The following is an 11,473-nucleotide window of genomic DNA, read 5'->3' as shown; positions in this document are numbered from 1 at the left end:
CTTCGGAGCTGGTACCGAGGCCTGCTCCGGAGCCGGAGGCGGTTTCTGCGCCGGTGGTGGGGCGGGCTTCGGCTTCGGCGCCGGCACCTGGTGGGCCGGAACGACCACGTTGCCGCCCGCATTGGGCCGCTCGGTGGCCGTCGGCCGCATGGTGACCGCCAGGGTGATCGCCAGGGCGACCACTCCGACCAGGAACAAGGCCGCCACGCTACCGGCCACCAGGAACGGTTTGCGCTCGAGTTCATGCGCAGCGGTGCTGAAGTCCAGCAGGCGGGAGTCGACGAGCTCGGGGTCGTCGACGACGGGCAGACCTTCCGAGATGGGCAGGTAGCCGCTGCTGGGGTCGTCCGTCACGGCGCTATAGGCCAGGCCTTCGCCCTGGGTGGCGTCGTAGTCCGGCGAAGCCGCCGGGACGTAGGCGTAGCCAAGCTCGGCGGCACTGCGGTCCACCTGGCCGGTGCCGGGATCTTGCGCCCAGGCCAGCGCCTGGGTGGAGGACGCGAACAGCGGCGCGTTCGCGCTCGCCAGAGCCGCGCCCCGGGCCAACGCCATATCCGGTTCTTCCGGCGCGCTGACCGGCAGCGCGGTGGCGGCCTCCAGCGCGGGTTTGATCATCGCGACGTTGACCCCGGAGCCCACCACGAACACCCCGTCCGGGCGCGACTGCAGCCGGTCCGCCCCGCCCACCAGCCGGGCCAACTCCGCCACTGCGGCGTCGTCGTCGCCGGGCAGTTCGCGGCGCTGCACCTCGGTGATCGAGCCGTCCGCGGAGTCGACCACCGCCAGCGTCGCGGTGTCCGGTTCCACGAACAACAACCCGGTCTTGGCGTAGTGGGTGGCGTTGCCGACCGCCTGGGCCAGCGCCGCGGCGGCCAAAAACGCCGACACCAGCATCACGTTCTCGATCTTGTGATGCGCCAACGCGTCCTGCAGCACCGCCGCCTCGGCGGGCGTGTTCCACGTCACACCGGTCGAGGTCAGGTGGTAACCGCCTTCTTGGGCGCTTTCCTGGGTGCCGAGGATCGCCGAGATCACCTGATCCGATGCGGTGGTGATGGGCGGGGGCTCGTTTCGGCCCGCGGCAATATCGAAATCATCGTGGTCGACGGTGACTCCGTCTGCGTTTTCACCCTCGACCAACACCATGCGGACCGTCGAGGGCGCCATCGACACCCCAAGAACGATGTCCACAACACCTCCAGGCAATTCACTAGCTAGCCGCAGATCTCATCGCCGGACGGCCGTCTGACCGTTACATCTACGTACTTAGCTGGACTTGATGAAGTTCTGGTACGAGCGCGAAGGCGTCGGCCCCCGCTGGCCCTGATATTTCGACCCTACCCGGCTGCTGCCGTACGGGTGCTCGGCCGGGCTGGTTAATCGCAAAATGCACAGCTGACCGATCTTCATGCCCGGCCACAGCGTGATCGGCAGATTGGCCACGTTGGACAGCTCTAAGGTGATGTGGCCGCTGAACCCCGGGTCGATAAATCCGGCGGTCGAATGGGTCAACAAACCCAGCCGGCCCAGCGACGACTTGCCTTCCAGCCGACCTGCCAGGTTGTCGGGCAGGGTGCACAGCTCCAGGGTGGAGCCCAGCACGAACTCGCCCGGATGTAAGACGAACGGCTCGCCGTCGACGGGTTCCACCAGGGACGTCAGCTCGTCTTGCTGTTTGGCCGGGTCGATGTGGGTGTAGCGGGTGTTGTTGAACACCCGGAACAGGCTGTCGAGGCGCACGTCCACGCTGGACGGCTGCACCAACGCGTCGTCAAACGGGTCGATGCTCAGCCGTCCGGCGGCGATTTCCGCTCGAAGGTCGCGATCGGAGAGCAGCACGCGACGAGCGTATCCGCTGGGGTCCTTCTTCTCCGGCGAGCAGACGCAAACACCCCCGCGGCGACGGCGTGTCGGGGTCCTTTGTGTCTGCTGGCGGGGTGCGCGGCGCCGTGACCGGCGGATGCTACCCTTCGGAACGCTAGGCCGATGTAGTTCAATGGCAGAACATCAGCTTCCCAAGCTGAATACGCGGGTTCGATTCCCGTCATCGGCTCCACCGTTTCCCACGTGAAACACCGTTCGACCCGTTCGAATGGCGGCTTCGGTGTCATGCCACAACCCCGAATGGACGTGTCAGCGGCGGCCTTCAAAGCGTTTTGAAGCCCCCAAGTTAGCTCGAGCCGATCGCCAACTCCGCGGTTATGATCCGTTTGGATACGCGGAGGGGAGGCGGTCATTGTGGCCAAGAGGTTGCAGGTCAATCCGGTCGACCTTCATCTAGTTGGCAACCACTTCGTGGACGCGGCGGACGATCATGCCAGCGCGACGGCGCGCCATATCGATGACCTCAACGATGCGGTGTCGCGGTGGCGGGGAGAATCCCAGGCTGCGATGCAGCAGGTGGTGGCGCGCTGGGAAGCGCGGCACGCCGAGCATCAGCAGCGGGTGGCAGCGATAGGCCAACATGTAGTCCGAACAGGGCAGGCCTTCGCCGACGCCGACGGTTGGGGCGATCTGGCGAGCGAGTCCGGCCCGGCCAGCTCGCCGCCGGTGGGTGCGCCGTCCCCGGACGTCGGGCTCAGGCTGTAGCTTGGCCGAGCTGACCCCCGACGACGTACGGCACTGGGACCTGTCGGTCATTCACCAGATGTTCGAGACTGTCGGGAAGCTGCGGGGAAGCCATCACGAGCTTGGCGAGGCATTAGTAAACGGCCATAAGCGAACAGCCAATTGGCACGGAGAGGCCGCCGAGGCGTTTCGCGAGGAACTGGGCAAGACCCGCACCGATGTGGACGCCATCGGGCGTGAGTCCGACGGGGTGTACAACGCGGTGCGCACCGCCGAAATGTGGGTCAGTGGGTGCAAGGCGTCCCTCGACGACATCGACGCCACCGCCAAAGGCTACGGCTGGAAGGTCACCCAGGACTGGAAAATCGACACCAGCAAAAACCCGCCCGAAATCGGGTTCGACGACTCGATGGCCGTGCAGCAACAACTACTCCAAACCGAACTGACCAAACTCAAAGACCACGCCCAGATCGCCGACCGCGACCTAGCCCTCGCGTTGCGCGCGGCTGTGGGTGATGCCGAAGTCGACGCCCGTGGCCACGAGGTCGGTGGACAACAGCCGCAGCCGGGGCAGGAACACCCCCCGCGCGACGCGGGCAGCGAACATCGGCCCGGCGTCACCGACGTCAACGACCCTGGCGTCGCATGGCAGCCAGGCTTTGACCCGAACAAGTGGCGGAACTCCTGGCACAACCCGCTACTCGCCGACAACCCGCCGGGCTATACCGGCGGGCCCGGCCCAGCCCGCGACAAGGCATGGCAGGACTACCTGGCGCACTTCCCCACCGAAAAAGACCCCGCAACCGGCCAAATCCCGCGAGGCTTCCTGCCCAACCCCGATGCGGTCAACGATCCTGGGTTGAAGGTGGTCGGTGCGGCAGCAACGCAGTTGGGCACGTCGTACGCCTGGAGCGGCGGCGACACCAGCGGACCGGGTAAGGGGGTGTTGAACCGGGCGAGGGACGGCACCCCGATCGTCGACGAATCGTGGACCTACCAGGACAATAAACGTGTTGGCTTTGACTGCAGCGGACTCGCCGAGTACGCCGCTGGTCAGGCGAGGCCCAATGTCGACATCGGTGGCTACACTGGCACCCAGCTTGGTTCGCCTAACCTCACGAAAATCCCCAGCGGGGCCTCCCTCACGCCAGGTGACTTCATCTTCTACGGCCCTGACGACGCACGCCATGTCGGCATTTACATTGCGCCGGATGTGATCATCAACGCGCCTGGTTCTGGTCTCCCGGTTCAAGTCCAGGAGAGACCGACAACCATCGGACCGGACCAAACCGATGGGGTGATCCGTGGTCGCCGTCTGCACTAAACAGGGTTGTTGATTTTCTCCGTGATCCGATCCGTCATCATCGCTGCGATTGCGGCATCGTTGTCGAGCCTGCATGAGGTAACCCGGAACATCACGTTCTGAACCTGCTTAACCCCTTCGGCACACATGTCGGTGGCCGGGTCGAGGTTGACGCCGCTCAAATGCCGTTGCCAAGTAGCAGTGTTTACAGTGCTGGACGGCGTATCCATACCCGCCGGGTGGGACGCGGCGCAGGTGTGAAGTCCTTGAACAAAGCGAGTGAATTTGTCCTTAGCGACCGATTCACTGGCGTATACAGCCAGGGCTTGCTCGGCGAACACATTGCTAAAGCCCGTGTACATGACGTTGCGGAAGGCAAGCGGTTCGTGCCCAAAGACCGCCACGTCGGCTGTCCCACTGTCGGGAAGAAAACACGGCGAGGTAGGGCTCATGGCGGCGTAATCGGTCGGTTCCCTGGTGATATTTGAATGCTGCAGCTCGTCTCCGGCCATTGCCTTGACGTCGTCGAACGGCACCGGCAACGACTCGATCTCCGACGCCGTAACCGACTGGCGCGCGGGCGGCGTCGTTGTGGTGTCACCATGCGACTCCGCCACCGAACCTTTGCCGCACCCTGATACCAGGGTGGCAGCGACCGCTAGCGCGACGACGGCACGCACCCAGTAGTTCATTACTTCCCCTCAGCCAAGGCTTGACCGAGCTTAGCCCAGCGATGCATGCCCGACTTAGGTCTGAGCTGGGATGGCACATACGTTTTGCTCAACCCGCCGCGGGACCAGGCGAGCCATCATCTTCCCGACCACCTGACAACTCGATGTCTTCGTGGATCGGACGCCAGACCGTTCGGTCCTGTCGATTTGTCAGATCACCCGGTTAGCGTTTTCGTCGTAATGAGCAACCTAGTCAGCTTCACTACCGAAGGGAACAGCGTCGTGCCCACGAAAAACCCGGTGCCCGATTGGCTGCAAATCGCTGGCGCGTATGGAACCGCGCTCGGCGCAATATTCACTGCGCTAGGTGTACTCGCTGCGCTGTGGGCAGCGTTCTACTGGGAACCGAAGAAAGCGCGCGAGGATCGCACTGAGCGGAACAAGCAGGCCGCCGAAGACCGGCGACGCTACGAGGATCAAATGGCCGCTTTGCTGCGCGCCGAAGATGACCGGGTGGCCGCGCAGGCCCGCAAGATCGTTCCGACGATCTTCCCTGCCGACGTACTCGGTGAAAACCTATGGACGGTCAAAGTGAGCAACACCAGCAACGGCGTCGTTACGAACCTGGCCGTTTCGGTGACGGCTGTCGATGCTGACGGCAACGAGATTCCAAACGGGTGCCGCCAGGCGAACCGAGAAATCAACGTCGGTGAGTCGTTCGGCCGAATCGTGAGGGAAGCGCTCTCAGGATCGATTGGTGGCGCGCTGAGCAGCCAACTTGGCAACTTGGGCGGAATGGGCGGCTACGGCAACACAGGCGGATTCCAGCGCGTCGGCCCGAATCCGAATCAAATGGGCGACATGATCGCGCAACGCCTTAGTCCTGAAGTTTCGGCGCGGTTCCGCGAAGCTCTGTTAGGCCAGATGGTCAGCGAATGGATGACAACGCTGACACCGGAACAGTTCGCCGTTATGGCATTTCGAACGACGGCGCCAGACGCGCGCCTTCGCGTCGTGCTCGAATTCGAAGATGAGGCCGGTTACCGATGGCGTCGCCCTGACGACGGCCAGCCCCGCAAGATTGATTCTTAGCAGCTTCGGGCGCAGGGTCCGCCCTGACCGCGCAGAAAACACCACGGCGAATTTGGTGGGTGCGGCCGTCACATGGCCGCGACCAGCGGGTTTGCACTAGTTCGCGGCGGTTGGCAACAGACGACCAATAGTGGACGACGGTGCGCTTGACCAGAGATTCGACGGCTACAATAGCTAGCCATTGCTATTCTTCTGTAGCAAATTCCCAAGCTGAATACGCGGGTTCGATTCCCGTCATCGGCTCCACGTATGAGCAGGGATCAGCCCGGCGCGTCCGGGCACAGATGGTCCCGCAGAATCGACAAGAACACCGCGGGGTCCAATTGCGGGAACTCCGCAGCGACGTCCTCGGGCGGAACGCCGCGACGCAGTTCGCCGCACATGCGGTGGCCATCCCGAACCACGTAGGGTTCGGCGTCCTTGTGGATCCAGACGCCCGCCGCGCGCAGGCCGCCCAGGTACTCGTAGTCATCCGCGTGCGCGGCGCCCGCGCCGGTGAACAGTTCGCCGACGGCTAGGCCGAGGGCAGCGACACCGACGACGATGCCGGTCCGGAGCGTATCCATCGCCATATTGTCGCCGCCGGGCCCGGCCCGTGCGGGCGAAACGACCTCATCGCTCATCCAGATGCTGTGCCGGGAGGTCGACGTAGACGTCGCCGCCCGTGATATCGGGGACGCTATCCGTTTCGAGCACTGCCACATGGTCCGGAATTCGGTACGGGTGGGGCCACTGTGGCAGACGCGGTCGGTGAGGTTCGAGAGGCAAGGCCCCGCTTACCAGACCCGGATCCAGTCGACCAGCATCTGCGCCGGATAGCTGCCGCCGGACGGATCCCCGCCACCGGAACCGGCCACCGCGAGGTTGAGCACCGGATACACCGTGTACCCCGGGTTGTTGAACGGCCAGTCCCCGATCGAATTCGCCGGCACGGTGAAGTAGGGCTCTGCGCCGTCGGTGTAGTCCTCCCAGAACCGCATGCCCGCCTCATCCCACTGGCAGCGCCAGGTGTGCCAGCCGCTGTCCAGGGCGATGTTGTGGGTCGCCCATTCGGAGCCGTTGGGCATGGTGTGCACGGTGGTCGCCGACGGCCAGCTGCCGTTGCCATACCACTCGACCACGTCGATTTCGCCGCGGTCGTCGTTACCCAACCACCAGGCCGGCCAGCAGCCGGGCGTCAGGCAGTCCAGCTTGATCCGCGCCTCCCAGGTGTGGCCGATGCCGCCCCGCCACCGGCTTTGGATCTTGCCGCTGTAGAAGGTGGGGCCGTCCTTGGCGGCGCGGATGACCAGGTTGGACTTGCCGTCGAGGAACACGTTGCGGCGGTCGTCGCGGTACTGCCCGACGTTCTCGGGCCGCTCCCAATACGTCGGGTCCTTCATGGTCTCCCGCGCCCGAGCCACCGTCCACTTCGACGGATCGGGCGCCGATCCGGCCGGACCGTCGAATTCGTCGTGGAACAGATAGTTCACCGGGGCCCCGTTACCGGGCGGAGCGGCGGGCGCCGACGGGTGCGCACGCGCCTCCGGGACGGGAAGCGCGGCGGCCAGCGCGGCGAATCCCGCCATCATCATCAGGCTGCGTCGGTCCATCTCAGGCACGAACCGAATGAAACCATGCGTCGGCGGTGGCGCGCATCCGGCGCCAAATCGAGTGTCCCCGCTCAGCGCACATAGACCTCTCCCCCGGTGGGGTAACCGCCGCCGTGCGTGGTGATGTGGACGTGGTCATAGTGGCCGTACCCGGAGCCTTGCGGGCCGTTGGGCGTGTAGTAGGTGCCCCGCCAGATGGCGTCCTGCAGGTCAAAGCGTTCGGTGTTCTTCAGCGCGAACGCGACGATCTCGTTGCCCAGGGCGATGCCCTCGGCGCTGCTGGGGTTGGGGATCATCACGTCGAGCGCCAACCCGTTGGGGTGCCACCGCAGCGCATCGGGGCGCACACCGCCGATCTGATGGATCTCCGGGAACGCCGCGCTGATGCTGCGGGCGGCCAGGATCGTCTTGACCTGCAAGCCGCTTTCGGAGGCCACTCCGACCGGCAGCAGCCGCGGAGCCTCGTGGGTGACCACCCGCCACCGCGAGGCCGGCATGGCCTGGTCGGGGTCGGGGCCCATGCCGGGCTGCCCGAACTGCGTCGCCACCGTCCCCCGCGGCGTCGCGGACACCAGCTGCGCGCAGCACGCCGCCGTGTCGTCGGTGACGACGGGTTCGGCGGCTTTCGTGGCGGCGTGCGGATAGGCGCTACCGCCGACGGCAAAGAAAACGGCCCCCGACGCGATGGCTGCAGCCGTGAGGGCCGGTGACTTTCGTCGCTTCCTGGCTAATTCGTGCCTCCCCACGGGGAACCACCATACGGGCAACCCCGCGAATAGTCACAATCTCATAACGAACCCTCAGAACGGCGGCGGTTGGCGCTCGGCGGGGCCAATCGGCCATCACTCAGCTATCCCGGCTGGTCAGCTGTGGTTTGCCGCCGAATTGACCCCCAGCTAAGAAACCGGTGGCCCGCTCCCGCTTCTTAGACGCCTTTGAACTAGCCTCCGGTGAGACCCGCGCGCCCGTCGCACCGCTCACCTAAATCAAGGAGCGCACATGATCCGGCTGGTCTGCCTGGACATCGCCGGGACGACCGTGCACGACGCCAGCGTCGTGACGCAAGCCGTCGCCCGGGCACTGGCCGCCGCGGGTCTCAAAATCGGCTCGCCCGCCTTCACCAACGCCGCCGCCTATGCGCGAGACACCATGGGCCACTCGAAGATCGAGGTCTTCAGGGCGATCTTCCCCGGCGACGAGACCCGCGCCCAGACCGCCAACACCGCCTTCGAATCCGCCTACCTGCGCCTGGCCACCGACGGTGTGACGCCAATTCCGGGGGCCGCCGAGACCATCGAGAAATTGCGCGGCTCCGGGTGCGCGGTCGCGCTGACCACCGGGTTCGCCCCGCACATCCGCGACCACATCATCGACACGCTGGGCTGGCGCGACCTGGTTGACCTGACGCTGTCGCCGGAGGACGCCGGGCGGGGGCGGCCCTACCCCGACCTGCTGCTCACCGCGCTGCTGCGCACCGGGACCGCGTCCGTCGCCCAGATCGCCGCCGCCGGCGACACCATCGACGACCTGTGGGCGGCCAGCCAGGCGGGCGCGGCGATCGTCGCCGGGGTCCGCACCGGCAGCCACGGTGACGCGGAATTCGTGCACGCCCCGCACACCCACATCCTCGACAGCGTCGCCGACCTGCCCGCCGTGATCGACGCACACAACGGCCGGGAACTGCGCTGCCCGCCGGAGGCCAGGTAGCGGAGCACAGCCACCCGCCGGAAATCCGTTTGCGCTGGTGGCGCGCCTGAGCGCGGTTGTCGGCGGCGCCCGATACGATGCGGCGCATGAGCTTGAGTGCGCAGACGCCGCCGAGCTTCTCCGTCGTCAAACACGACCGCGGCCAAGACTATGCGGCGCTGCTGAAAAGCTCGGCGCTCATCCTCGGCGACGCGCATCAGGTGCTGTCCGCGATGCCGGAGGGCTGCGTCCAAACCGTGGTGACGTCGCCGCCGTACTGGTCGCTGCGCGACTACGGCATCGACGGCCAGATCGGGTTGGAAGACTCGGTGTACGCCTTCATCGACGCGCTCGCCGAACTCTTCGAGGAAGTGTGGCGGGTGCTGCGCGATGACGGGACGATGTGGCTCAACATCGGCGACTCCTACACCAGCGGCGGGCGGACCTGGCGCGCCCCGGACAAGAAGAACGTGGCGCGGGCGATGAGCGTGCGGCCCCCGACGCCGGACGGCCTCAAGGCCAAAGACCTGATCGGGGTGCCGTGGCGGCTGGCGCTCAACCTGCAAGAACGCGGCTGGTACCTGCGGTCCGACATCATCTGGAACAAGCCCAACGCCCAACCGGAATCGGTGACCGACCGGCCCACCCGCAGCCACGAATACGTGTTCTTGTTCTCCAAGTCCGAGCGGTACAAGTACAACGTCAAAGCGGTCGAAGGGCCCAACGGCCGGCGGCTGCGCAGCGTATGGGACGTCAAGACCCAGGCGTACCGGGCGGCCAGCGGGCACTTCGCCACGTTCCCGCCCGCGCTGATCGAGCCGTGCGTGACGCTCAGCAGCGACGAAGGCGACCTGGTGTTGGACCCGTTCATGGGGTCGGGCACGTCGGCGCTGGTGGCCGGAACGCTGAAACGGCGTTTCGCCGGGGTCGAGTTGAACCCGGACTACCTGGAGATGGCCCGCAACCGGCTCACCGCGCACGGCTTTGAGATCGAAACCTAGCCGGCAGCCGTTGTTCACCTTTCCGCCGCCCGAACGGCAGATCTATGTCCACGAAATCCTGGTCAAGGCGCGCCATTCGGTCCTACACGACACCGTGCGCGCGGCCGCCAAGACGATTCCGCCGGCCGCGCTGAGCTCCGAGATGACGACGTATGCCCCGCATCCGGGGCTGCAGCTGCTGCACGGCAGCAACATCCGCGACGAGCTGGTGTTCGCCGTGCCGTCGGTGCTCACCGCCGCGCCGGCCGCGCTGGGCTACTACCGGCTGCTGCTCGGCGTCAGCCAGAAACTGTTCTACAAGACCGCCACCGGACTCAACGTGTTCAAATCCATGGAGGAGCGCGGGGTGATCGGCCCGCGGGCCGCGCCGCTGATCGCCGACCTGTGCCGCGAGCTCAACATCGAGATCTCCGCGCTGATCACCAGCCTGAGCCCGGGCTTGACCGCCGCCGACGTCGAACAGCTTCCGCTGATGATGCTGGGTGCGCAGGCCGACGGGTCGTGGCGCACCCAGATCGGCGAGAAGGCCACCAAGGGCGTCTACGAGGTGCTCAAGTCGGTGATCAAAAGCCAGGGCGTGCAGTACGGGGATATCGGCCCGTCGCTGAGCCTGCAGAACAAGGCGGGGCGCACCGTCACGCTGGCGCTGGCCGCCGACCCCGACGTGGTGATCACCGAAACCGTCAACGATCAGGAGTTTCTCAAGGTCGCCATCGAGATCAAGGGCGGCACCGACGTCTCCAATGTGCACAACCGGGCCGGGGAGGCCGAGAAAAGCCACCAGAAGGCCAAGGGCCGGGGCGCCACCGACTTTTGGACCATCATCAGCAAGACCAGCAGTCAGCTGGACGTGTTGAAGAAGGAGTCACCGACCACCAACCAGTGGTTCGACGTCGAACAGGTGTTGGCGCGCTCCGGCGCCGATTGGCAACGGCTGATCAACCACGTCCTGGTCGCGATGGGGATCTAAGCCTCGGCCGCGCCCCCGGTGTCGTCGGAATCGTCGAGCACGCTGGCCGCGATCCCGTACGGCAAGAACCGCACCCGCCGTTTGGGGTCGGTGTTGCGCTGGTTGGCCCGCAACGCGTCGAGTTCGGTGGCGTACACCTCTTCGACGTGGGCGCCGCCGCCGTCGTCGACGGTGTAGATCGCCCAAACCCCGTCGCCGGCCTCGCCGGCCGTGGCGGGCTCGCCGCGGGATTTCCGCGCCCAATCCTCGAACACCGCGCTCCAGCCCGCCCGGTCGCCGGGCACCGTGAAGAACCGTCCGAGGCGCCCCACGGCGTCGCGCAGGCCGTCGCTGGCCTCGCGGATCACCCGATCGAAGTCCTCGGGATCGAATCCGAACCCATGCTCGTCACTCATCGCAGTCCTCCTGGCAAGTCCACACCCGTGACACCCAGTGTGCGCGCCGCGGCCGGTCCGGTCACGGCGCGGGCGGAGGCGGCGGATTGATTGGGATGGGCACCGACACGAACGGCAGATGTAGCCACATCGTCATCGGCGGCATCTGCGGCAGCTGCGGCGCCGGGGGCGGCGGCGGGGCAGCCGGTTCGGGGG

13 protein-coding genes and 1 tRNA gene are annotated in these 11,473 nt (G+C 66.1%); 7 read left to right on the top strand and 7 right to left on the bottom strand.

All coding sequences use genetic code 11. The annotated features are described in order from the left end of the window. Nucleotides 1–1,191: DUF7159 family protein (locus BKN37_RS22635; RefSeq protein WP_131823674.1), on the bottom strand; the 1,191-nt coding region annotated here is incomplete at its 3' end. A 75-nt stretch (nucleotides 1,192–1,266) separates the two neighbouring features. Beyond that, nucleotides 1,267–1,839 (bottom strand): dCTP deaminase, encoded by a 573-nt coding sequence (dcd, locus tag BKN37_RS22630; protein WP_071029184.1) that lies wholly within the window; start codon nucleotides 1,837–1,839, stop codon nucleotides 1,267–1,269. 143 nt (nucleotides 1,840–1,982) lie between these two features. On the opposite strand from dcd, the gene BKN37_RS22625 reads away from it, so the two are divergent. The 3 genes from BKN37_RS22625 (at nucleotide 1,983) to BKN37_RS22615 (ending at nucleotide 3,892) form a co-directional block, all read left to right on the top strand. Further along, nucleotides 1,983–2,056 (top strand) — tRNA-Gly (locus BKN37_RS22625). 182 nt (nucleotides 2,057–2,238) lie between these two features. Further along, nucleotides 2,239–2,589: a WXG100 family type VII secretion target gene (locus BKN37_RS22620; RefSeq protein ID WP_071029183.1), complete on the top strand. Its 351-nt coding sequence runs from the start codon at nucleotides 2,239–2,241 to the stop codon at nucleotides 2,587–2,589. A 1-nt stretch (nucleotide 2,590) separates the two neighbouring features. Next, nucleotides 2,591–3,892, top strand: coding sequence for a C40 family peptidase (locus tag BKN37_RS22615; RefSeq protein ID WP_071029182.1), 1,302 nt, complete (start codon nucleotides 2,591–2,593; stop codon nucleotides 3,890–3,892). Here BKN37_RS22615 and BKN37_RS22610 read toward each other — a convergent pair. Further along, nucleotides 3,889–4,563 (bottom strand): sensor domain-containing protein, encoded by a 675-nt coding sequence (locus tag BKN37_RS22610; RefSeq protein WP_083341980.1) that lies wholly within the window; start codon nucleotides 4,561–4,563, stop codon nucleotides 3,889–3,891. The genes BKN37_RS22615 and BKN37_RS22610 overlap by 4 nt on opposite strands. Nucleotides 4,564–4,782: 219 nt before the next feature. Here BKN37_RS22610 and BKN37_RS22605 point away from each other — a divergent pair, with 219 nt between their 5' ends. Continuing rightward, nucleotides 4,783–5,634 carry a hypothetical protein gene (locus BKN37_RS22605; protein ID WP_242657333.1) on the top strand — a complete coding sequence of 284 codons (852 nt, stop codon included), beginning with the start codon at nucleotides 4,783–4,785 and terminating at the stop codon, nucleotides 5,632–5,634. Nucleotides 5,635–5,894: 260 nt separating this feature from the next. On the opposite strand, the gene BKN37_RS22600 is transcribed toward BKN37_RS22605, so the two are convergent. The 3 genes from BKN37_RS22600 to BKN37_RS22590 all read right to left on the bottom strand — a co-directional run bounded on the left by BKN37_RS22600 (nucleotide 5,895) and on the right by BKN37_RS22590 (nucleotide 7,972). Then, complete coding sequence (locus tag BKN37_RS22600) at nucleotides 5,895–6,257, bottom strand: DUF732 domain-containing protein (protein ID WP_242657332.1); 363 nt, start codon at nucleotides 6,255–6,257, stop codon at nucleotides 5,895–5,897. 153 nt (nucleotides 6,258–6,410) lie between these two features. Further along, on the bottom strand, nucleotides 6,411–7,235 hold the full coding sequence (locus tag BKN37_RS22595; protein WP_071029180.1) for a glycoside hydrolase family 16 protein: 825 nt from the start codon (nucleotides 7,233–7,235) through the stop codon (nucleotides 6,411–6,413). Between the two features lie 62 nt (nucleotides 7,236–7,297). Beyond that, nucleotides 7,298–7,972, bottom strand: coding sequence for a VldE C-terminal domain-containing protein (locus BKN37_RS22590; RefSeq protein ID WP_071029179.1), 675 nt, complete (start codon nucleotides 7,970–7,972; stop codon nucleotides 7,298–7,300). A 253-nt stretch (nucleotides 7,973–8,225) separates the two neighbouring features. Between BKN37_RS22590 and BKN37_RS22585 the strand changes: the two genes are divergently transcribed. The 3 genes from BKN37_RS22585 (at nucleotide 8,226) to BKN37_RS22575 (ending at nucleotide 10,883) form a co-directional block, all read left to right on the top strand. After that, nucleotides 8,226–8,933: an HAD family hydrolase gene (locus tag BKN37_RS22585; RefSeq protein ID WP_071029178.1), complete on the top strand. Its 708-nt coding sequence runs from the start codon at nucleotides 8,226–8,228 to the stop codon at nucleotides 8,931–8,933. Nucleotides 8,934–9,019: 86 nt separating this feature from the next. Continuing rightward, nucleotides 9,020–9,913 carry a DNA-methyltransferase gene (locus BKN37_RS22580; RefSeq protein ID WP_083341979.1) on the top strand — a complete coding sequence of 298 codons (894 nt, stop codon included), beginning with the start codon at nucleotides 9,020–9,022 and terminating at the stop codon, nucleotides 9,911–9,913. Nucleotides 9,914–9,923: 10 nt separating this feature from the next. Then, nucleotides 9,924–10,883 (top strand): XcyI family restriction endonuclease, encoded by a 960-nt coding sequence (locus tag BKN37_RS22575; protein ID WP_071029177.1) that lies wholly within the window; start codon nucleotides 9,924–9,926, stop codon nucleotides 10,881–10,883. Here the strand turns inward: BKN37_RS22575 and BKN37_RS22570 are convergent. Next, nucleotides 10,880–11,278: a hypothetical protein gene (locus tag BKN37_RS22570; protein ID WP_071029176.1), complete on the bottom strand. Its 399-nt coding sequence runs from the start codon at nucleotides 11,276–11,278 to the stop codon at nucleotides 10,880–10,882. The genes BKN37_RS22575 and BKN37_RS22570 overlap by 4 nt on opposite strands. Between the last annotated feature and the right edge of the window lie 195 nt (nucleotides 11,279–11,473).

This window comes from Mycobacterium talmoniae (assembly GCF_001854525.1).
Lineage (GTDB): Bacteria > Actinomycetota > Actinomycetes > Mycobacteriales > Mycobacteriaceae > Mycobacterium > Mycobacterium talmoniae.
The sequence above is the reverse complement of the archived record's forward strand: the minus strand, read 5'-3'. Positions and strand labels throughout refer to the sequence as shown.